This is a genomic window from Pacificitalea manganoxidans, assembly GCF_002504165.1.
Taxonomy (GTDB): Bacteria; Pseudomonadota; Alphaproteobacteria; order Rhodobacterales; family Rhodobacteraceae; genus Pacificitalea; species Pacificitalea manganoxidans.
The window spans coordinates 1,962,891-1,984,989 of record NZ_CP021404.1 but is presented as its reverse complement, the minus strand read 5'-3'; the positions used below and the strand labels follow the sequence as shown (position 1 = coordinate 1,984,989).

Genomic DNA, 22,099 nt, shown 5'->3' with positions numbered 1-22,099 from the left:
GATAACTGGCGCGTTCTGCGCCCAGCCGCTGCTGCGGATCACTGGCGCGCGATGCCTTCGGGCGGGGGGGCGCAGCCTTCGGGGGCGGGCTTGCCGTCAAACACGACCTCGCCACAGCGGTTGATCTGATGCCACGCCCAGCCGTGCCCGTCCTCCGCGACGACGACAACCATGTCGATGCCGTAGCGAATGTCGGCCTCGCCCAGAAACGCTTCCGCGCGGCCCTCGTCGAGCGCGGTGGCGATGGCATCGGCGTCATAGCAATCGAACCAGCCCGGAGACACCAGCGGCGTGGCGCCGTCATAGGCGGTATAGCTTTCGCGCAGTTGTTTGAGCGGCGCATTGGTCGTGAAGCACGCCCGATAGCGCAGCGGCGAGCTGTCCGCATCGATGGCGCTGACCTCACCGGTCGGAATTTCGACAGGCGCGCCGCCGGTCTGCGGTGTCAGGGCGACGGACACGGCATCCGCCGGGACGTCCTCGTAATAGTAATAGACCTGAAAATAATACAGCGCCGCGCCCGCCGCCAGCGCAGCGGCGACAATGCCGCCCGCCGCGACGCGCCCGCCGAGCGTGCCGCTCATGCTGCGGTTTCCGGCTGCCAGCCGCCCGCTTCGGTCTGCACGAATGCGTCCGCACATGCCTTGGCCAGCGTGCGCACGCGCCCGATATAGGCCTGACGTTCGGTAACGGAAATCACGCCGCGCGCATCGAGCAAATTGAACAGATGGCTGGCCTTGATGCACTGATCGTAGGCGGGATGCGCCATGACGATACGGCGCCCGGTTTTCGGATCATCGAACGGCTCGGCCAGAATGCGAGCGCATTCGGCCTCGGCATCCTCGAAATGCCGCAGCAGAACCTGCGTGTCGGCCACGTCAAAATTCCAGCGGCTGTATTCGGCTTCGGTCTGGCGGAACACGTCGCCATAGCTGAGCGCAATCGGCGCTGCGGGGTCGTTATAGGGCATGTCCATGACGTGATCGACGCCCAGAACATACATCGCCAGCCGCTCCAACCCATAGGTCAGTTCGCCCGAAACCGGGGCGCAGTCATGGCCACCGACCTGCTGGAAATAGGTGAACTGGCTGACTTCCATCCCGTCGCACCAGACCTCCCAGCCCAGCCCCCACGCGCCGAGCGTCGGGCTCTCCCAATCATCCTCGACAAAGCGGATGTCATGCAGGTCCATGTCGATCCCGATTGCGGCGAGCGAGCCGAGATAGAGATCCTGCAATTGCGGCGGGCTGGGTTTGATCAGAACCTGATACTGGTAGTAATGCTGCAAGCGGTTCGGATTTTCGCCATAGCGGCCATCGGTGGGGCGGCGCGACGGCTGCACATAGGCGGCAGCCCACGGGGTAGACCCCAGCGCGCGCAGGGTGGTCGCGGGATGGAAGGTGCCGGCGCCGACCTCCATATCATAGGGCTGCAACACGGCGCAGCCCTGCGCGGCCCAATAGGATTGCAGCCGCAGGATGATCTCCTGAAAGCTTTTGGGCGTGTCGGGCTTGGAAGTCTGGGGCATGCGGGTCTCCGTCTGCTGCGCGCGGTGCGCTTCGCGTGCATCTGGCGCACCAATAGGCAAGCGGGCAGGGGTGGTCAACGGCGTCGAACGGCCGCGCCGCGTGCGCTTTCACGCAAGCGTGAGGGCATGATCGCCACAGCTGTGGCAAAAAATGCGGGGCGCAGGTGTAAGCCGGGCGCGTATCGGGTCACATCGGTCCGAGAATTTACCCTGTGTTCGAGGACCGTCCGACAGATGACCGCGCCGACATTCGCCACCCGCCTGCCTGCCGCCCTGCGCGTGTTACTGATCGCCCTCAGTCTGCTGCTGCCTGCTGTGACGGGGCACATGGCCCGCGCACAGGAGGCCGTGTGGCTTCAGATCGAAGCACACCCCACCTTGGCCGAGGCCGAGCAGCGCGCGCGGGCCTATGCGGGGGCCTTCCCCAATGTGAACGGATTTCGCATGGCGTCGGGCTGGTATGCGCTCGCGCTCGGCCCCTACAATGCCGCCGGTGCCGCGGCTGAGCTGCGCAATCTGCGCGCGGGTCTACTGATCCCGTCGGACAGCTATGTCTCCGATGGCAGCCTTTACCGGGAGCCGTTCTGGCCCGCCGGCGCACAGGGGTTGGGCGCGCGCCCGGCGCCCCCCGTCAGCGTGCAATCGCTGGATGAGGCCACGCCGGATGCGGATGCGCCCGCAACGCCGGAGCAGGCCGCGCCCATTCCCGAGGTTATCGAAGAAACCCCGCAACAGGCCCGCGCTGCGGAGCGGGATCTCACCCGGCAGGATCGCATGGCTCTGCAAGAAGCGCTGCAATGGGAAGGCTTCTATGCCTCTGCCATCGACGGGGCCTTTGGCGCGGGGACGCGCAATGCGATGGGGGCCTATCAGGCCGCAATGGGCTATACCCCCACCGGCGTTCTGACCACGGCCCAGCGGCAGGAACTTCTGGAAAACTACCGCGCTGTGTTTGCCGATCTGGGCCTTGCCTCGGTGATGGACGAGGCCGCGCAGATCGAAATGATCATGCCCACAGACAAGGTGGCCTTTGCCGATGTGACCCCGCCCTTCGTACATTACGACAGCCGCGATGACAGCGGCATTCGCGTGATCCTCATCAGCCAAAGCGGCGGGCGCAGCGCGCTGGCCGGGCTGTATAACGTGATGCAGACGCTGGAAATCGTCCCGCCCGAGGGGGAGCGCTCCCGCAGTGGCGACAGCTTCACGCTGACCGGGCAGGGCGACGATCTGGAAAGCTACACCTGGGCGCGGACCGAAGGCGGCAGCATCAAAGGCTTCACCGTCGTGTGGAAGCCCGAAGACCGCCGGGTCATGCAGCGCGTGATCGAAACCATGCAGCAAAGCTTCCGCTCGACCGGGTCCGGCGCGTTGGCCGATGTCGCCGGTGACGAGCCCGAAGAACGCATCGATCTGCTGGCGGGCTTGCAAATCCGCCGTCCAACCATGTCGCGCAGCGGGGTTTATCTGGACCGCTCCGGCGCGGTGCTGACGGTGACGGAGCTGCTTGACAGCTGCGAACGTCTGACCATCGCCGGGGATTACGATGCACAGATCGTCGCTCGCGACGATGCGCTGGGTCTGGCGGTGTTGAAGCCGTCGCAGCGGATGAGCCCGGTCAGCTATGCCCGCTTCGCCACGGCCACGCCGCGTCTGCAATCGGAACTTGCCGTATCGGGGTTCTCCTACGAGGACGTGCTGGACCTGCCGGTAATGACCTACGGCACCTTGGCCGCGACGCGTGGTCTCGATGGCGACGAAGGCCGCGCGCGGCTGCAGATCGAAACGTTGCCCGGCGATGCGGGTGGTCCGGTGTTCGACAGCGAAGGCGCAGTGACAGGTGTGCTGCTGGCCCGCGCTGACAGTGACCGCCAACTGCCCGAAAACGTCATGTTCGCCGCTCGCCCGGATGCCATGTCCGCGCTGCTGGCCGAAGCAGGCGTCAGCGCCAGCATGGCCGAGGGCGGCGCTACGTTGACCCCGACCGCCCTGTCGCGCCATGCCGCTGATATGACGGTGCTGGTCAGCTGCTGGTAACGGCGCGCGGTCCCATACCGCACAAACAAGAAAGGCGCGCCCCGCGGGACGCGCCTTTTTCAATGCAGCCGAGGCCCGCGGGATCAGCTGTCGCCAAACACCCGCTTGAAGATCGTGTCGACATGCTTGGTGTGGTAGCCAAGGTCGAACTTCTCTTCGATCTCTGCCGGGCTCAGGGCCGCGGTCACTTCGGGATCGGCCAGAAGCTCGGTTTTGAAATCGGCACCTTTCTCCCAGACCTTCATCGCGTTGCGCTGCACAAGGCGGTAGCTGTCCTCGCGGCTGACACCGGCCTGCGTCAGCGCCAGAAGAACCCGCTGCGACATAACCAGACCGCGGAACTTGTTCATGTTGGCGAGCATGTTGTCGGGGTAGATCACCAGCTTCTCGACGACACCGGCCAGACGGTGCAGCGCGAAGTCGAGCGTGATGGTGGTGTCGGGGCCAATCGCCCGCTCGACAGAGCTGTGGGAAATGTCGCGCTCATGCCAAAGCGTCACATTCTCCAGCGCCGGGATCACCGACATGCGCACCAGACGGGCAAGGCCGGTCAGGTTTTCGGTCAGGACCGGATTGCGCTTATGCGGCATCGCTGACGAACCCTTCTGCCCCTTGGAGAAGAACTCTTCCGCTTCCAGAACCTCGGTCCGCTGCATGTGGCGCACTTCGGTCGCAATGTTCTCGATGGACGAGGCGATGACGCCCAGCGTGGCAAAGAACATGGCATGGCGGTCGCGCGGGATAACCTGGGTCGAGATCGGCTCCGGCTTCAGGCCCAGCTGCTTGCAGACATGTTCCTCGACGAAGGGGTCGATATTGGCAAAGGTGCCGACCGCCCCGGAAATCGCGCCGGTGGCGATCTCCTCGCGGGCATTGACCAGACGCGCCCGCCCACGGGCCATTTCAGCGTAGAACCGGGCAAAGGTCAGCCCCATCGTGGTCGGCTCGGCATGGATGCCGTGGCTGCGCCCGATGCGCACGGTGTCTTTATGCTCATGCGCGCGGGTCTTCAGCGCCTCCAGCACCCGGTCCATCCCGGCCAGCAGGATGTCAGCCGCGCGGACCAGCTGCACATTCAGCGTGGTATCGAGCACGTCGGACGACGTCATCCCCTGATGCACGAACCGCGCGTCGTCGGAGCCGATATGCTCCGCCAGATGGGTCAGGAAGGCGATGACGTCATGCTTGGTCACGGCCTCGATCTCGTCGATGCGGGCCACGTCGAACTCGGCATCCTTGGCTTTCCACACGGCCTCGGCATTGGCCTTCGGGATCACGCCCAGCTCGGCCTGCGCATCGCAGGCATGGGCCTCGATCTCGTACCAGATGCGGAATTTGGCTTCGGGCGACCAGATGGCGACCATGTCGGGGCGGGAATAACGGGGGATCATGCGCGGCCTTTGCGGTTGGGGTTCGGGCGCCGTTCTCATAGACTGCGTAGGCACAGGCGGCAAGGCACGGGACAGGATGGCTGAGGTTGAGGACGTATTGCGGCGCTTTGCCGGGCAATGGACCCTGAGCCGCCGGATCGAGGATGCCCGCGCAGGCACCACCGGCCGGTTCGAGGGCACGGCGCGCCTGACCCCGGATGGCGGCGGGCTGCGCTATGACGAAACTGGGCTGCTGTCCCTGCCGGGGGCAGCGCCGATGCAGGCCAGCCGCAGCTACCTGTGGCGTGCCATAGATCAGCGGATCGCAGTGTTGTTCGAGGACGGTCGACCGTTTCACGAATTCGCCGTGACCGCAGACACCGCGCGGGCGACCCATTGGTGCGATCCGGATGACTACCGCGTCAGCTATTCGTTCGAGACCTGGCCAAACTGGCAGGCCGAATGGCAGGTCAGCGGTCCGCGCAAATCCTACCGCATGATCAGCAGCTACTGCCCCGCAGATTGACCCGCCCATTAGAAAACACAGGGCGGGTCAGGATGTTACGACGCGACCTTCAGTTTCCGCGCGCCAGCGCCGCGACCCCGGTGCGGGCAATCTCGACCAGACCCAGCGGGCGCATCAGATCGGCAAAGGCGTCGATCTTCTCCGGCGTGCCGGTCAACTCAAAGACAAAACTTTCCAGCGTGCTGTCCACCGCGTTGGCGCGGAAAATATCCGCCAGCCGCAGCGCTTCGACACGTTTTTCATCTGTGCCCTGAACCTTCAGCAGTGCCAGCTCGCGTTCTACCGACGGCCCCTCGACCGTCAGATCATGAACCTCGTGAACCGGCACCAGACGGCCCAGCTGCGCCTTGATTTGTTCGATGATCGCGGGGGTGCCGCGGGTCACGATGGTGATGCGGCTCAGGTGCCCGTGGTGGTCGGTCTCGGCCACCGTCAGGCTTTCGATGTTGTAGCCCCGCCCGGAAAACAGCCCGATCACCCGTGCCAGCACACCGGCTTCGTTATCGACGACCACGGCCAGCGTATGCGCTTCGATCACTTCGGAGTTCGGGTCGCGAAGATCATAGGCGGAATGGCGGGACGAGCCCTTGGAGATGTTGAGTGCGGCCATGAAACTGCGCCTCTTTCAATATGGTAAAAATATCCTCAGGGGGTCTGGGGGGCTGAAGCCCCCCAGCTTAAGTCGCGGGTCTGGATCAGACCAGCACCGCGCCACCCGCTTTGATCGCGTCCTTGGTCGAATCCTGGCCCAGCAGCATCTTGTTATGCGGCTCGCCCGATGGGATCATGGGGAAGCAGTTTTCGTGCTTCTCGACCAGACAGTCAAAGATCACCGGCCCGTCGTAATTGATCATCTCCATGATCGCATCGTCCAGATCGGCGGGGTCTTTGCAGATGATCCCCTTGGCGCCGAACGCTTCGGCCAGCTTGACGAAATCGGGCAGCGCTTCGGACCAGCTGTGCGAATAACGCTCGCCATGCAACAGCTCCTGCCATTGCCGGACCATGCCCAGACGCTCGTTGTTGAGGATGAATTGCTTGACCGGCAACCGGAACTGCACGGCGGTGCCCATTTCCTGCATGTTCATCATCCACGAGGCTTCGCCCGCGACATTGATGACCAGCGCATCGGGATGGGCCACCTGCACGCCGACCGAGGCCGGAACGCCGTAGCCCATCGTGCCCAGCCCGCCGGAGGTCATCCAACGGTTCGGGGCCTCGAACCCCAGATACTGCGCGGCCCACATCTGATGCTGGCCCACCTCGGTGGTGATGTAGCGATCATGGCCTTTGGTCAGCGCTTCCAGCCGCTCAAGCGCGTATTGCGGTTTGATGACCTTCTCCGAGGGCTGATAGGCAAGGCAATTCTGCGCCTTCCATTCCTCGATCTGCGCCCACCATTTGGCGATTGCCTCGCGGTTCACCTTGCGGCCCCGGCTTTTCCAGATGCGCAGCGCGTCTTCTAGCACATGGGCCACATCGCCCACGATGGGGAAATCGACGCGGATCACCTTGTTGATCGAGGACGGGTCGATATCGATATGCGCCTTGCGGCTGTTGGGGCTGAAATCGGCGATGCGCCCGGTGATCCGGTCATCGAAACGCGCCCCGACATTGATCATCAGATCGCAGCCATGCATGGCGAGGTTTGCCTCGTAAAGGCCATGCATCCCCAGCATGCCAAGCCAGCCCTTGCCCGAGGCCGGATAGGCGCCAAGCCCCATCAGCGTGGAGGTCACCGGGAAGCCGGTCGCATCGGCGAATTCGCGCAGCAATTGCGTGGCCTTGTCGCCGGAATTGATGACGCCGCCGCCGGTGTAAAAGATCGGGCGTTCAGCGGTTTCCAGCGCCTCCACCAATGCGGTGATCTGGTCCAGATCGCCCTTCACCGGGGGATTGTAGTGGCCCAGCACGGCCTCGCGCGGGGCGACATAGGTGCCGGAGGCGAATTGCACGTCCTTGGGGATGTCGATCAGCACCGGACCCGGACGGCCCGAAGTGGCGACGTGGAACGCCTTGTGGATCGTGTTGGCCAGATCGTCGGTATCTTTCACCAGCCAGTTATGCTTGGTGCAGGGGCGGGTGATACCGACGGTATCGGCCTCCTGAAACGCGTCGGAGCCGATGGCAAAGGTCGGAACCTGCCCGGACAGCACGACGATGGGGATCGAATCCATCAGCGCATCGGTGATGCCGGTCACCGCATTGGTCGCGCCGGGGCCGGAGGTCACAAGCGCCACGCCCGGCTTGCCGGTGGAGCGGGCATAGCCTTCGGCCGCGTGGGCCGCGCCCTGTTCATGCCGCACAAGGATGTGGCGAATGTCGTTTTGCTGAAACAGTTCGTCATAGATCGGTAGCACAGCGCCGCCGGGATAGCCGAATACCACCTCGACACCCTGATCCTTCAGGGCTTGCACCACCATCTTCGCACCGGTCATCTGACGTTCCATGTCACTCTCCAGTTATAAGGCCGGCCTGCCTGGCCGTGGTCCCGTGCGCGGCGTTCCCCGTTGCGGTGGAACAGTCTCCGTGCCCGAGCCCTGAATACAAAAAAGCCCCCGTTCTCGGCGGGGGCGCATGGGAAACCGTTATGGTCGCCGCTCAGCGGCCCATGCGCCTGATCCCTACAAGTACGAGAATGCGAGTCATACCCGGCCCTTTCCGTCATCGTGTGGGCGAACCTAGGCACCCGAAAGAGAGGCGTCAACCGCAAAAACCGGAACTTTATGTCGCCGGGGGCGCGATAGCTTTGTGATTGTTTCAAAATGGCGCGATTGGGCGTAACGAAATCCGGGTTTGCGGGCGTGTGTCGAGCGCTGCGGCCCGATCACCGCCTGAAAACACCTACGCACCCCGCGACCGCGGCGCGCTTGCGGGGCAGGGGGGCTTGCCTTATAGGGCAGCAAAAGGCCGGGGCAGCCGTCCCGCGCCAGCACATGACGAGGTCCCATGGCACGGCGCAAGAAGATTTACGAAGGCAAGGCGAAGATCCTGTATGAAGGTCCCGAACCGGGCACGCTCGTGCAGTATTTCAAGGACGACGCCACCGCTTTCAACGCCGAAAAGAAGGCGACCATCGAAGGCAAGGGCGTGCTCAACAACCGCCTGTCCGAGTTCTTCATGAGCGGGCTAAATGCGGTCGGCATTCCCACGCATTTCATCAAGCGCATCAACATGCGCGAGCAGCTGATCCGCTCGGTCGAGATCGTGCCGCTGGAAGTGATCGTGCGCAACTTCGCCGCCGGGTCGATGGCCAAGCGTCTGGGCATGGAAGAAGGCACGCCGCTGCCGCGTCCGATCGTCGAGTTCTCCTATAAGGACGACGCGCTCGGCGATCCGCTGGTGCCCGAAGAATACATCATCGCGTTCGGCTGGGCGAGCCAGCAGGACATGGATGACATCGTGGCACTGGCGCTGCGGGTAAACGACTACCTCTCAGGCGTCATGTATGGCGTCGGCATCAAGCTGGTGGATTTCAAGATCGAGATCGGCCGCGTCTGGGAAGGCGATTTCATGCGCCTGATCATCGCCGACGAAATTAGCCCCGACAGCTGCCGCCTGTGGGATGTGGCCACGGGCCAGAAGCTCGACAAGGACGTGTTCCGCCGCGATCTGGGCAACCTTGCCGATGCCTATACCGAGGTCGCGCGCCGTCTGGGCGTGCTGCCGAAAAACAACGGGTCGGTCACCAAGCCGACCCTCATCAACTGATCCGAACGACCCGCGAAAGGACGCCGCAAATGAAGGCCAAGGTCCATGTGATGCTCAAGCCCGGTGTGCTCGACCCTCAGGGGGAGGCCGTGAAATCGGCGCTTGGCGCGCTCGGCTTCGACGGGGTCGAAGGTGTCCGGCAGGGGAAGGTGATCGAACTCGATCTGGCCGAATCCGACGCCGCGACCGCCGAGGCTCAGGTCGAGCAGATGTGCGAGAAGCTCCTCGCGAATACCGTGATCGAAAGCTACCGGATCGAAATGCTCTGATCGTCCGGAGCGGCGCGGCGGGCCTGCCCGGCTGACGCGCCGCTTTGCATGTGCCATTGGGCGCAGCCCCACGCGACAGACCCGCAGCCCCTGACAGGAGAGACGCCATGAAGGCCGCCGTCATCACCTTCCCCGGCTCCAACTGCGACCGCGACCTTGCGGTGGCGTTCGAGCGCGCGGGATTCGACGTTACGCGGGTCTGGCATAAGGACACCGACCTGCCGCAGGGCATGGACGTGATCGGCGTGCCGGGCGGGTTTTCGTTTGGCGATTATCTCCGCTGCGGGGCGATTGCCGCAAATTCCCCGATCTGCCGTGCCGTTGTGGCCCATGCCGAACGCGGCGGCTACGTTCTGGGCGTGTGCAATGGCTTTCAGGTGCTGACCGAAACCGGCCTGCTGCCCGGCGCGCTGATGCGCAACGCGCAGCTGAAATTCCTGTGCAAGCCGCAGACCCTGACCGTCGCCACGACCGACAGCGCCTTTACCGCCGCCTACGCCAAAGGTCAGAAAGCCGTGATCCCGATCGCGCATCACGACGGCAATTACACGGCAGATGACGAAACGCTGGCCGGGCTTGTCGATCAGGATCTGGTCGCGTTCCGCTACGACGCCAACCCTAACGGGTCCAAAGGGGACATTGCCGGCATTCTCAGCGCCAATCGCCGGGTTCTGGGCATGATGCCGCATCCCGAACGCGCCGTGGACCCGGCCCATGGCGGCACCGATGGCGCGGCGCTGTTTGCCAGCCTCGCCGGGGCGTTCGTCGCGGCCTGATCCGGCAAGGCGCGCGCGCCACGTCGCGCGCCCTATGCCTCGGCCCGCAGGCGCGATAGGATCGCGGCATGGCAAGGACACCGCCCAGCAAAGACCCGTTCGCAGGCTCCGACCTGTCATCCGTGCGGCTGACGCTCGGCGCGCGGCTTGCTGTGATTGCGGGGATCGTGCTGGCCATCGCGGTGATCTATGTCTCGAACATCGCGCTGACGGAACGGTTCACCAACACCACTCGCACCCGGTCCGAACTGCGGCTCGCGCTTTATACCGGTAACGTCATTTCCGAATTGCAGCGGAATTCGGTGGTGCCGCTGCTGCTGGCGCAGGACAAAACCCTGATCGGCGCGCTCAACTCCGCTGATTATTCCCAAAGCTCCCAGCGCCTGATCTCGTTTCGCGAAGAAATCGGCGCGGCGTCCTTGATGCTGCTTGACGGAGACGGGCGCACGGTGGCGGCGACCGACCGCAACCTGCTGGGCTCCACCCACCGGCAAAGCAACTATTTCGTCGATGCGATCCGCGCCAAGGACACCGTATTTTCCGTCCATGAAGGCGATAACGGTGCGCTGCAATTCATCTATTCGCGCCGGGTCCAAAGCGAGGGCGAGCGTATCGGCGTGATCCTCGTCACCGTCGATCTGCGCAAGTTCGAGCAAAGCTGGGCGGGCATTTCCGATGCCGTTCTGGTCACCGACAGCACGGGCCGCATCATCCTTGCGACTGAGCCGCGCTGGCGTGGCCGCACGGTGGAGGAGGCCCTGGCCGCGCAATCGCCCCCCTCCGCCATCGAGCGGGCGCTGAATGCCACATCGGAATGGTCCTTCGTGCCACCGGATGCCTATGTCATGGGCGAGGCCGTTCTGCGCACCGACAGCCGCATCCCGTTCCGGGGCTGGCGTATCACTTCCTTTACCGCCTACCAATCCGTGCGCGAGCGCGTGAATGGCGTTTTGGCGTTGGAAATCATGGGCTTCGCGCTGCTTCTTACAGCGATCTTTTTTCTTCTGGGCCGCCGCGCGCAGGCCCGGTCGCAGGAGTTGGAACGGGAATCCACCGAGTTGCGGCAGCTTAACATCCGTCTCCAGCAGGAAATCGCGGAGCGGGAAAAGGCCGAGCGCAACCTCGAATTTGCCGAACAGACACTGGCGCAAAGCTCCAAACTCGCCGCGCTGGGGGAAATGTCCGCCGCCGTCAGTCACGAGTTGAACCAGCCGCTCGCCGCGATGAAAACCTATCTCGCCGGGGCGCGGCTGCTGTTGCAACGCAAACGCGGCGAGGAGGCGCTGTCCTCCTTCCAGCGGATCGACGATCTGATCGAGCGGATGGGCGCGATCACCCGGCAGCTTAAAAGCTACGCCCGCAAGGGCGGCGAGGCCTTCGAGCCGATTGATGTGCGCGCCTGCGTGTCGTCCGCGCTGGCGATGATGGAGCCGCAGCTGAAACACCGGCAGGTCGCGATTTCGCGCACCATGCCCGGCGGTCCGGTGATGATCCGGGCGGATCGCCTGCGGCTGGAACAGGTGCTCATCAATTTATTCCGCAACGCGCTGGACGCGACCAAGGGCGTGGCCGATCCGCAGGTCGAAGTGCTGCTGTCAGCCGGGGACACCGCGCTGTTGCAGGTGCGTGACAACGGCCACGGCATTCGCGATCTCGATGCGCTGTTCGAGCCGTTCTACACCACCAAACAACCCGGCGACGGGGTCGGGCTTGGGCTCGCGATTTCGTCCGGGATCATCCACGATTTCGGGGGCCGAATGACAGCCCGCAATGCGCAGGGCGGCGGCGCGGTGTTCGAGATCCAGTTGCCGATCCTGCCCGATGCAGATCAGGATCTGGCCGCCGCAGAATGATCTGGTCGATCACGGCGCCATGACAATCGCGGGTTTTGCTGCGGTGATGGATGTTTTTCCTCCGCCGGATGCAGGAAATCGCGCGTATAAACCCTAGATACACATGCAACCAAACCTGCCGGAACAGGGGATGCATCACGGGATTGAGGCTTGCGCGGCGCGGTGTCGCGGGGAACACTCTGGCCAAAACCCGCTGATGCCGCTTGGTCCGGTCCGCGTTGTCTTGCCTTCGGCGGGACGCCGCGCGCATTTGGTCCCGGCATAACACGCCGGGAACGGCGGAACGACATGAGGAGGAGCGGAAGCTCATGGCTCAAGCGATGAAGGTCGCGATCATCGACGACGAACAGGACATGCGCCAATCGATCAGCCAGTGGCTGGCGCTGTCGGGGTTCGATACCGAAACCTATTCCTGCGCGGAGGACGCGCTGAAAGGCATCGGCGCGGATTATCCCGGCGTCGTCGTCTCGGATATTCGTATGCCCGGCATGGATGGCATGGCCTTTCTGAAAAAGTTGATGTCACAGGACAGTTCGCTGCCCGTCATCATGATCACCGGCCACGGCGATGTGCCGATGGCCGTCGAGGCGATGCAGGTCGGCGCGTTCGATTTCTTGGAAAAACCGTTCAACCCCGATCGCATGACCGCATTGGCCAAACGCGCGACACAGCGTCGGCGGCTGGCGCTGGATGCGCGCGCGCTGCGGCGGGAATTGTCGGACGGCTCCGGCATCATGAAAAAACTGATCGGCTCGTCGCCGGTGATGGAGCGGCTGCGCGAAGATATCCTTGATCTGGGGCAGGCGGATGGTCACGTCCTGATCGACGGCGAAACCGGCACGGGCAAAACGCTTGCGGCGCATGCGCTTCATGCCGTGGGCTCGCGCGGGTCGAAGGAGTTCGTCATCGTGGCCTGCGGTGCCCACGCGGAGGAAGACCTCGCGCGGAAACTGTTCGACGGCGATCCGGATAACGGCCAGTTGCCGCTGGTGGAATTGGCGCGCGGCGGGTCGCTTTGCCTAGAGGATGTCGAGGCGCTGAGCCCGGCTTTGCAGGCGCGGCTTCTGACCTTCATCAACGATCAGGGCACCCCGGCCGAGACCCGCATCGTCGCGATTTGCAATTTGCAGGAGCAGGGCAAAACGCTGGAAGACGTGCTGCGTCCGGATCTGTTCTATCGGCTGGCCGCGATGCGGATCACCCTGCCGCCGTTGCGCCAGCGGGGCGAGGATATCCTGACCCTCTTCACCCGCCTGTCGGATCAGTTTTCCGAGGAATACGGCTGCGACGCGCCCGAAGTTTCGGCGCAGGAAGCCGCGCAGCTGTTGCAGGCGCCGTGGCCCGGCAATGTCCGTCAGCTTATCAATGTGGCGGAACGCGCAGTGCTGCAAAATCGGCGTGGCTCCGGCACGATCGCATCGCTGCTCATGGCCGAAAACGAAGAGGCCGAGCCGGTGATGACGACCGAAGGCAAGCCGCTGAAGGAATATGTCGAAGCGTTCGAGCGCATGCTTATCGACAACACCATGCGGCGTCATCGCGGCTCCATCGTCAATGTTATGGACGAACTATGCCTACCGCGCCGGACGCTGAACGAGAAAATGGCGAAATACGGATTGCAGCGGTCCGATTATCTGTAAGCGTTGGGCAGGGCGGTGACGCCCTGCTTTGTTGCTGGGATTGGTGCATGACGTGAGCCTGCCCGGGGGATGGCGCTGCAGCGGCAGGGTTGCGCGCTTTATACCGGCCACGTACAGCTCCGCTCCGAGCGATGCGTGAGGTGGCCAAGCGCCAGCCCGCGGGACGGGCAGGCGCTCGCCCGCGCGCCCTTCGGGCTTGTTCGCGGGCGGTTGCGCGTCAGTTCAGCGGTCGTGAGACGAAGGGACTGGCCCGGTCCACATCACTCGAACCCTCTCACTCCGCCAACACCACCAGCGCATGGCGCTTCTTGCCCGCCGACAGCTTCACCGGCTCGGCCAGCGCGTCTGTGTCGATCATCAGACCGGCATCGGTCAGCGGCGCGTCATTCATCCGCGCGCCGTTATCCGCGATGAGCCGCTTTGCTTCCTTGCCGGATTTCGCCAGACCCGCGCGCACGATCAGTTGCACGACGGACAGACCCTCGCGGGCCTCGTCGGCGGTGACGGTCAGGGTTGGCAGATCCTCCCCGGTGCCGCCTTCCTCAAAGACCCGGCGCGCGGTTTCTTCGGCGGCATCCGCCGCCTCGCGCCCATGCAGCAAAGCGGTGACTTCGCCCGCCAGAATGATCTTTGCCTCGTTGATCTCCGCCCCTTCGAGCGCACCCATCCGGTCGCATTCCTCGACGGGCAGCTCGGTGTAAAGCTTCAGGAACCGGCCCACATCGGCATCGGTCGTGTTGCGCCAGAATTGCCAGAATTCATAGGGGCTCAGCATGTCCGAGCTTAGCCATACGGCGCCGCCCTGGCTTTTGCCCATCTTGCGCCCGTCCGAGGTGGTCAGGAGCGGCGTCGTCAGCCCGTAAATTTCATGGTCGAGAACCCGGCGCGTCAGGTCGATCCCGTTGACGATATTGCCCCACTGATCCGAACCGCCCATCTGCAACAGACAGCCATGGCGGCGGTTAAGCTCAAGGAAGTCATATGCCTGCAAAATCATGTAGTTGAATTCGAGGAACGACAGCGACTGTTCCCGATCCAGCCGGCTTTTCACGCTTTCGAAGCTGAGCATTCGGTTGACCGAGAAATGCCGCCCGATATCGCGCAGAAAGTCGAGATAGTTTAGCCCGTCGAGCCATTCGGCATTGTTGAGCATGACCGCGCCGGTCTCGCCCTCGTCATAGCTCAGATATTGCGAGAAAACCCGCTGCATCCCGGCGATATTCGCGTCGATCTGCTCAGGCCCCAGCAAGGGCCGCTCATCGGAGCGGAACGACGGATCGCCAACCTTGGTCGTGCCGCCGCCCATCAGGGTGATCGGCTTGCCGCCGGTTTTCTGAAACCAGCGCAGCAGCATGATGTTGAGCAGATGACCCACATGCAAGGAGGCCGCAGTGGCGTCATAGCCGATATAGGCCGGGACGACCCCGGCGATCAGCGCATCATCCAGCCCCTGCAAGTCGGTGCAATCGGCGAGGAAGCCCCGCTCCATGATGACCGTCAGGAAGTCCGATTTCGGGTGGTAGGTCATGTCCATTCGGTCCATTCTTTCGGGTGTTGCGCCCCTCATACCGGCGCGGTTGGCGAAGGAAAAGCCCATGTTGAAGCGAGGTCCATTGCGGGCAGCAGGTGCGATGTCGGGAACGTCGCTCGACGGGGTCGATGCGGCCATGCTGCTGACCGACGGACACCGGATCATGGAGTTCGGCGAAACCGCGTATCGCGCCTATACCGAGGCCGAGCGCGCGGTGCTTCGGGCCGGGTTGGGCCATTGGCCCGGCACCCCCGAAACCGAAGCGGCGGCCGAGGTGGTGGAAATGGTCCATGCGGAGGTTCTCGCCGGGTTCGCCACCGCCGATCTGGTCGGGTTTCATGGACAGACGCTGGCCCATGATCCGCGCGGGCAGGGCACCCATCAGGCTGGGTGCGGGCGGCTTCTGGCCGAGGCGCTGGGAGTGCCGGTTGTCTGGGATTTCCGCTCCAACGACGTGCGTATGGGCGGCGAAGGCGCGCCGCTTGCACCCGCATATCATTTCGCGCTGGCCAAATGGATCGGTGTGCGCGCGCCGGTGGCCTTTCTCAATCTGGGCGGTGTCGGCAACCTGACATGGATCGACCCGCGCCATGACCGCCCCGAAGATCCCGGTGCGCTGCTGGCCTTTGACACCGGACCTGCCAATGCGCCGATCAACGATCTGATGCAGGCGCGCTGCGGCCTGGGCTACGACGCCGACGGTGCGCTGGCCGGGCAGGGGACGGTGAATGAGCCGGTCTTGCAGCGCTTTGCCGGGCATCGCTGGTTCACGCGCATGCCGCCCAAATCACTGGACCGCGACGCCTTTGCCGATTTGCAGGGGCAGGTCGCCGATCTGTCCGATGCCGATGCCTGCGCCACGTTGACCGCCGTGGCCGCTGCCGCTGTGGCACGTGGGGCCGAACATATCCCGACCCCGCCGGAGCGCATCCTTGTCACCGGCGGCGGGCGCCGGAACCCGGTGATGATGCAGATGATCGCCGCCATGTGCGATTGCCCGGTGGCCCCGGTGGAGGATGCCGGATTGGACGGCGACATGCTGGAGGCACAGGCATTTGCGTTTCTCGCCGTGCGGGTGGCGCGGGGTCTGCCGACAAGCTTCCCGGCCACGACAGGCGTGCGCGCGGCGATCGGCGGCGGGCAACTCAGCGATCCGCGACGCGCGCAGACGGCGTAATGCGAAGATGGGGCAGGGCGCACGACACCACGCTTTGGTCCGCACTCTACCGGCTTAACATCCGCATACCGCGGTCGATGCCGTCCAGCGTCATCGGCACCATCCGATCATCGAAAATCTCGCGGATCATGCCGACCGACCGTGTATAGGCCCAATGCGGCTCGGGCAGTGGGTTGATCCACAAATGCGACGGCCATTGCGCGCGTGCCCGTTCCAGCCAGACATGGCCTGCCTCGGCGTTCCAATGTTCGTTGGCGCCGCCCGGCATGGCGATCTCATAGGGGGACATCGCGGCATCGCCCACGAAGATGCAGTGCCAATCGGGACCATAGCTGCGCAGGACCGTCTCCGTCGGCGTTTGCGCATCCCAGCGGCGGGCATTGTCGCGCCACACACCTTCGTAAAGACAATTGTGGAAGTAGTAGTGCTCCAGATGGCGAAATTCACTGCGCGCCGCCGAGAAAAGCTCCTCCAGCACCTTCACATGCGGGTCCATAGAGCCGCCAATATCAAGCAGTAACAATACCTTCACCGCGTTGCGCCGCTCGGGGCGGGTGCGCACATCCAGCCAGCCGTTTTCGGCGGTGGCGCGGATGGTGCCGTTCAGGTCCAACTCCTCCGCCGCGCCATCGCGCGCCCATCTCCGCAGGCGCTTCAACGCCACCTTGATGTTGCGGGTGCCCAGTTCCACACTGTCATCGAGATCACGGAATTGCCGTTTGTCCCAAACCTTGGCCGCACGTTGATGGCGGGAGCGGTCCTGACCGATGCGCACACCTTCGGGGTTGTAGCCATAGGCGCCAAAGGGCGAGGTGCCAGCGGTGCCGATCCATTTGTTGCCGCCTTGGTGGCGCGCATCCTGTTCCGCAAGCCGCTGCTTGAGCGTGTCCATCAAGGCGTCGAACCCGCCAAGCGCTTCGATTTCGGCACGTTCCTCGGGGGTCAGGTGACGCTCAGCCAGTTTCTCCAGCCAGTCCGCGGGGATGTCCACGGCCTCGATCACAGCGGCGCTGTCGATCTGGTCAAGCCCGGAGAAGGCGCTGGCAAAGGCGCGGTCGAACCGATCCAGATGGCGTTCATCCTTTACCATCGTGGTGCGGGCCAGCAGGTAGAATTCCTCGACATCGTAGATCACGACCTCACGGTGCAGCGCCTCTAGAAACGCAAGATATTCGCGCAGAGAGACCGGGATGCCAGTGCTGCGCAGCGTTTGGAAGAATAGCAGAAACATCGTGATCCTCAGGCCGGTCCAGTGTTTGACCGACCATGACCTGTGAGAGCCGAAGTCGCAAATACTCCGACGATCCCTAGCGTGCGCATCTATTACTATTACATAATACAGATTATCAGTTAGTTACTATAGCCCATCCGGTTGGTTCCCCTGACACCGGAGGAGCTAAGCATAACCCACTGAAAACAATTAATATGCTAAGCTACAGCTGGTAATGAAACGGTAAAACACGCGCCGTTGCCCGGTGTGCTTTCGATGCGGAAGCGTCCGCGATGGCGATTGACGATGTGTTTGACGATGGCGAGCCCAAGCCCGGTGCCGCCCATTTCACGCGAGCGATGGCTGTCGACCCGGTAAAAGCGCTCGGTCAACCGTGGAATGTGGATCGGATCAAAACCGGGCCCGAAATCCTGCACCGTGACGTGATATGCCGGGCCGCGCAGCGAACTGTCCCGGCTGACCCGTTCCATATGCACCTGCACGCGCTTGCCATCGCGCCCGTATTTCACCGCGTTGTCGATTAGGTTGAAAAACACCTGCGTCAACTGATCCGCATCCCCGCGCACAATCGTCTGGCTGTCCACGCTGCAATCGATGTCGATGGTCACGCCCAGCGGCTCGGCCACCGGGCGCAGGCTGGCGATCACCGACTGCACCAGATCCCCCAGTCGGATCTCGGCGGTGGGACGCATACGTTCGTCGCTTTCCACCCGGCTCAGGCTCAGCAGATCATTGACGAGGCGGTTCATCCGCTCCGCTTCCCGCTGCATGATGCCCAGAAACCGCTCCCGCGCTGTGGCATCGTCGCGCGCGGCGCCGCGCAGCGTTTCGATGAAACCCAGCATCGCGGTCAGCGGTGTTTTTAGCTCATGGCTGACATTTGCGACGAAATCCCGCCGTGCCTGTCCGGCCTGTTCCAGTTCGGACACATCCTCGAAACTCACCAGAATGCCTTCGGGCAGCGGCGCGGCCAGAACCGACCATGTGCGATCGCGATCAAGCCCGGTGCCCGGATAGCGGGTGCGGCCCGCCTGCCCGGTCCGGAACACCTGTTCGATACAATCGAGCAACGCTGGTTGCCGCAGCGATACATAGCTGCGCCCGATCAGCCCGGCCCCCAGCCGTTCTACCGCAGGCGGGTTCATCGCCACGATACGCTGATCCCCACCCAGCAGGACCAGCGGGTATGGCAGCGCATTCAGGATCTGGTGGTCGCGCGTCGTCATGGTCTCCGATCCGGTCGCCGCAGGTCCGGCCTTTGGGCCGGTCCGGCGGTCATATAACGGCCATGCAACGATTTTGCGACGAGACCGGCGGCTCAGAGTTCCTCGACGATGACCAGATCCCGCTCCGAGGCATCGCGCGCATGGCTCAGCGCCTCTTGGTATTCGGGCGAGTTGTAGCAGGCCTCCGCCGCCTCGACGGAGGGGAACCGGGCGACCACATTGCGCGGACGGTCGCGACCTTCCAGTTGCACATGACGTCCGCCACGGGCCAGAAACACGCCGCCATGGGCGTCAATCGCAGGCCCGGCCAATTTCGCGTAGCGGCCATAGGCCTCGTCATCCGTCACATGAACATTGGCGATCCAGAGTGCGCTCATCAGTTGGCTCCTTCAACGACACGACGTGCGGCAGCCAGCGCGGCATCGGCCTTGGACGCATCCGCGCCGCCACCCTGCGCCATGTCGGGACGGCCACCGCCGCCTTTGCCGCCCAGTTCCGCCACAGCCGCGCGAACCAGATCGACCGCGGAAACCCGCCCGGTCAGATCGCTGGTGACGCCTGCGGCGACCGCGGCCTTGCCGCCGGTATCGGCCACCAGCAACACCGCGCCGGAGCCAATTTTGTCTTTATGGGCGTCGATAAGCGCAGGCAGATCCTTGCCCGACACACCGCTGACGACCTGCGCGAGGAAGGCCACGCCATTGACGGTCTCAGCCTCGACCGAACCGCCCTGCCCTGCACCGCCGCCCATGGCCAGCTCGCGGCGCAGCGTCGCAACCTCGGCCAGCAGCGCCTTGCGTTCGTCTAGCAGCGCGCGCACCCGCTCCGGGGCGCCGTTCTGCGCCACTTTCAACAGGCCTTCGATCTCGCTCAGCGCGTGGTCACGGTTGCGCAATTCACGCAGCGCCGCATCCCCCGTCAGGGCCTCGATCCGCCGCACCCCGGCCGAGGACGCGGTCTCGGAGGTCAGGACAAACGCGCCGATGTCGCCGGTGTTGCGGACATGCGTGCCGCCGCACAATTCGATCGAATAGGTGTCGCCCGCTGCGCCCTTGCCGCTATCGGCCCGGCCCATCGAGACGACACGCACTTCATCGCCGTATTTCTCGCCGAACAGGGCCTGCGCGCCCAAACCGCGCGCGTCATCGGGCGTCATGATCCGGGTGTCGACCGGCGTGTTCTGCCGAATGAACTGGTTCACTTCCGCCTCGATCGCGGCGATCTCATCGGCGCTCAGCGCCTTGGCATGGCTAAAGTCGAAGCGCAGCCGGTCAGGCGCGTTCAACGAGCCGCGCTGCGCGACATGATCGCCAAGCGCGCGGCGCAGTGCTTCGTGCAGCAGGTGCGTGGCCGAATGGTTGGCGCGGATCATGCCCCGGCGGCTGTTGTCGACGACCAGTTCCGCGCCCGAATTCACCGCGATCTCGCCCTCGGTCACTTCGGCGAAATGGATGAACAGGCCAGCGGTCTTACGGGTGTCGATGATGGTCGCGCGGCCCGTCTCGGTGCGCAGGGTGCCGGTATCCCCGACCTGACCGCCTGATTCTGCATAAAACGGGGTCTGATTGACCACGATCTGCACGCTGTCGCCAGCTTTGGCCACGGGCTGCGCCGCACCCTCGCGCACGATGGCAAGGATCTGACCTTCGGCCTGCTCGGTATCGTAGCCCAGAAATTCGGTCGCGCCGTGGGTTTCTGCCAGATCGAACCAGATCGCGGCATCGGTCGTCTCGCCGGTGCCGGACCACGCCGCGCGGGCTTTGGCCTTCTGCTCGGCCATCGCGGTGTCGAAGCCTTCGGTATCGACAGCCCGGCCTTTTTCGCGCAGCGCATCCTGCGTCAGGTCGAGCGGGAAGCCATAGGTGTCGTAAAGTTTGAATGCGGAGGCACCGGGCAGGTCTGCACCCTCTGGCAGCGCTGACAGCTCATCGTCAAGCAGCTTCAGACCGCGGTCGAGCGTCTGGCGGAAGCGGGTTTCCTCCAGCTTCAGCGTTTCCTCGATCAGGGGCTGTGCGCGCCCCAGTTCCGGATAAGCAGCGCCCATCTGGCGCACCAGTTCCGGCACCAGCCGATACATCAGCGGATCCTGCGCACCCAGCTGATGGGCATGACGCATGGCGCGCCGCATGATCCGGCGCAGCACATAACCGCGCCCTTCGTTCGACGGCATCACCCCGTCGGCGATGAGGAACGAGGTCGAACGCAGGTGATCCGCGATCACCCGGTGATGGACGGATTTGCCCTCCGCATCCGGATCGACGCTGGTCAGATGCGCCGATGCCTCGATCAATGCGCGCATCAGATCCGTAGCGTAGTTGTCGTTGGTGCCCTGCAACAGCGCGGCGACCCGCTCGATCCCCATACCGGTGTCGATGGACTGCGCCGCCAGCTCGCGCCGGGTGCCATCCTCGAACTGCTCGTATTGCATGAAGACGAGGTTCCAGATCTCGACAAACCGGTCGCCGTCCTCTTCGGGGCTGCCCGGAGGCCCACCCCAGATGTGATCGCCGTGGTCGTAGAAGATTTCGGAGCACGGACCACAGGGCCCGGTCGGCCCCATCATCCAAAAATTGTCGTCGGTGGCGATGCGGATGATGCGGTCGTCGCTCAGCCCCGCGACCTTCTTCCACAGATCAGCGGCCTCGTCATCGGTGTGGTAGACCGTGACCAGCAGCTTCTCTTTGGGGATGTCGAGCTCCTTGGTGATCAACTCCCACGCATAGGGGATCGCCTGTTCCTTGAAGTAATCCCCAAAGGAAAAGTTGCCCATCATCTCAAAGAACGTGTGATGCCGCGCGGTATAGCCCACATTGTCCAGATCGTTGTGCTTGCCGCCGGCGCGGACGCATTTCTGCGCGGTGGTGGCGCGGGTGTAGTCGCGATGCTCGACGCCGGTGAACAGGTTCTTGAACTGAACCATGCCGCTATTGGCAAACATCAGCGTCGGATCGTTGCGCGGCACCAGCGGGGAGCTGTCGACGATCCGATGCCCCTGCCCCTGATAATAGTTTAGAAAAGTGCTGCGGATATCTTTGACGCTGGTCATGTCTTGCTCTTTTGTCGCGGCTTTGCTGCGCAGGTGTAGCCGCGCGGGCAAGGGCTGTCCACCATCCCCGGCCCGGTGCCCGGACTGCCGCCCTGCCCCTTTGCCGGATGGCACGGTGTCGATCTGTCTCAAACAGTTTCGCAATTGGGATCGGGACGGGCCATCTGCCAGCCCGCAG

At 63.9% G+C, this 22,099-nt stretch carries 18 protein-coding genes; 8 read left to right on the top strand and 10 right to left on the bottom strand.

Annotated elements, in window-relative coordinates; translation table 11 throughout:
- Positions 1–38: 38 nt before the first annotated feature.
- Positions 39–584 carry a DUF6446 family protein gene (locus CBW24_RS09070; RefSeq protein WP_088663751.1) on the bottom strand — a complete coding sequence of 182 codons (546 nt, stop codon included), beginning with the start codon at positions 582–584 and terminating at the stop codon, positions 39–41.
- Entirely contained in the window at positions 581–1,528 is a 948-nt protein-coding gene (locus CBW24_RS09065; RefSeq protein WP_097373399.1) for a glycine--tRNA ligase subunit alpha, read from the bottom strand. Before CBW24_RS09065 ends, CBW24_RS09070 begins: the two co-directional genes overlap by 4 nt.
- 234 nt (positions 1,529–1,762) lie before the next feature.
- Here CBW24_RS09065 and CBW24_RS09060 point away from each other — a divergent pair, with 234 nt between their 5' ends.
- Positions 1,763–3,565, top strand: coding sequence for a serine protease (locus CBW24_RS09060; protein WP_198405161.1), 1,803 nt, complete (start codon positions 1,763–1,765; stop codon positions 3,563–3,565).
- 83 nt (positions 3,566–3,648) lie between these two features.
- Here CBW24_RS09060 and purB read toward each other — a convergent pair whose 3' ends face one another.
- A complete protein-coding gene (purB, locus tag CBW24_RS09055) occupies positions 3,649–4,956 on the bottom strand; it encodes an adenylosuccinate lyase (protein WP_097373397.1) in 1,308 nt (435 codons plus the stop codon).
- A 76-nt stretch (positions 4,957–5,032) separates the two neighbouring features.
- Between purB and CBW24_RS09050 the strand changes: the two genes are divergently transcribed.
- The gene (locus CBW24_RS09050) at positions 5,033–5,461 is read left to right on the top strand and encodes a DUF6314 family protein (RefSeq protein ID WP_097373396.1); all 429 of its coding nucleotides are present in this window, start codon (positions 5,033–5,035) and stop codon (positions 5,459–5,461) included.
- A gap of 49 nt (positions 5,462–5,510) precedes the next feature.
- Here CBW24_RS09050 and ilvN read toward each other — a convergent pair whose 3' ends face one another.
- A complete protein-coding gene (gene ilvN, locus CBW24_RS09045; RefSeq protein ID WP_088663756.1) occupies positions 5,511–6,071 on the bottom strand; it encodes an acetolactate synthase small subunit in 561 nt (186 codons plus the stop codon).
- An 85-nt stretch (positions 6,072–6,156) separates the two neighbouring features.
- Entirely contained in the window at positions 6,157–7,911 is a 1,755-nt protein-coding gene (locus CBW24_RS09040; RefSeq protein WP_097373395.1) for an acetolactate synthase 3 large subunit, read from the bottom strand.
- Positions 7,912–8,410: 499 nt separating this feature from the next.
- Here CBW24_RS09040 and purC point away from each other — a divergent pair, with 499 nt between their 5' ends.
- The 5 genes from purC to CBW24_RS09015 all read left to right on the top strand — a co-directional run bounded on the left by purC (position 8,411) and on the right by CBW24_RS09015 (position 13,710).
- Positions 8,411–9,172 (top strand): phosphoribosylaminoimidazolesuccinocarboxamide synthase, encoded by a 762-nt coding sequence (purC, locus tag CBW24_RS09035; protein ID WP_088663758.1) that lies wholly within the window; start codon positions 8,411–8,413, stop codon positions 9,170–9,172.
- Between the two features lie 29 nt (positions 9,173–9,201).
- Positions 9,202–9,441 carry a phosphoribosylformylglycinamidine synthase subunit PurS gene (purS, locus tag CBW24_RS09030; RefSeq protein ID WP_097373394.1) on the top strand — a complete coding sequence of 80 codons (240 nt, stop codon included), beginning with the start codon at positions 9,202–9,204 and terminating at the stop codon, positions 9,439–9,441.
- Between the two features lie 107 nt (positions 9,442–9,548).
- Positions 9,549–10,217, top strand: coding sequence for a phosphoribosylformylglycinamidine synthase subunit PurQ (purQ, locus tag CBW24_RS09025; protein ID WP_097373393.1), 669 nt, complete (start codon positions 9,549–9,551; stop codon positions 10,215–10,217).
- A 68-nt stretch (positions 10,218–10,285) separates the two neighbouring features.
- Entirely contained in the window at positions 10,286–12,070 is a 1,785-nt protein-coding gene (locus CBW24_RS09020; protein ID WP_088663761.1) for a sensor histidine kinase, read from the top strand.
- Between the two features lie 308 nt (positions 12,071–12,378).
- On the top strand, positions 12,379–13,710 hold the full coding sequence (locus CBW24_RS09015; protein WP_088663762.1) for a sigma-54-dependent transcriptional regulator: 1,332 nt from the start codon (positions 12,379–12,381) through the stop codon (positions 13,708–13,710).
- A 274-nt stretch (positions 13,711–13,984) separates the two neighbouring features.
- Here the strand turns inward: CBW24_RS09015 and tyrS are convergent, their stop codons facing one another.
- Entirely contained in the window at positions 13,985–15,238 is a 1,254-nt protein-coding gene (gene tyrS, locus CBW24_RS09010; RefSeq protein WP_097374182.1) for a tyrosine--tRNA ligase, read from the bottom strand.
- Positions 15,239–15,305: 67 nt separating this feature from the next.
- On the opposite strand from tyrS, the gene CBW24_RS09005 reads away from it, so the two are divergent.
- On the top strand, positions 15,306–16,418 hold the full coding sequence (locus CBW24_RS09005) for an anhydro-N-acetylmuramic acid kinase (RefSeq protein ID WP_097373392.1): 1,113 nt from the start codon (positions 15,306–15,308) through the stop codon (positions 16,416–16,418).
- 46 nt (positions 16,419–16,464) lie between these two features.
- Here CBW24_RS09005 and CBW24_RS09000 read toward each other — a convergent pair whose 3' ends face one another.
- The 4 genes from CBW24_RS09000 to alaS form a co-directional block, all read right to left on the bottom strand.
- Positions 16,465–17,649 (bottom strand): vWA domain-containing protein, encoded by a 1,185-nt coding sequence (locus tag CBW24_RS09000; protein ID WP_097373391.1) that lies wholly within the window; start codon positions 17,647–17,649, stop codon positions 16,465–16,467.
- A gap of 197 nt (positions 17,650–17,846) precedes the next feature.
- The gene (locus CBW24_RS08995) at positions 17,847–18,875 is read right to left on the bottom strand and encodes a sensor histidine kinase (RefSeq protein WP_097373390.1); all 1,029 of its coding nucleotides are present in this window, start codon (positions 18,873–18,875) and stop codon (positions 17,847–17,849) included.
- A 92-nt stretch (positions 18,876–18,967) separates the two neighbouring features.
- The gene (locus tag CBW24_RS08990; RefSeq protein WP_088663766.1) at positions 18,968–19,252 is read right to left on the bottom strand and encodes a DUF1330 domain-containing protein; all 285 of its coding nucleotides are present in this window, start codon (positions 19,250–19,252) and stop codon (positions 18,968–18,970) included.
- Entirely contained in the window at positions 19,252–21,921 is a 2,670-nt protein-coding gene (alaS, locus tag CBW24_RS08985; RefSeq protein ID WP_097373389.1) for an alanine--tRNA ligase, read from the bottom strand. Before alaS ends, CBW24_RS08990 begins: the two co-directional genes overlap by 1 nt.
- Positions 21,922–22,099: the final 178 nt, after the last annotated feature.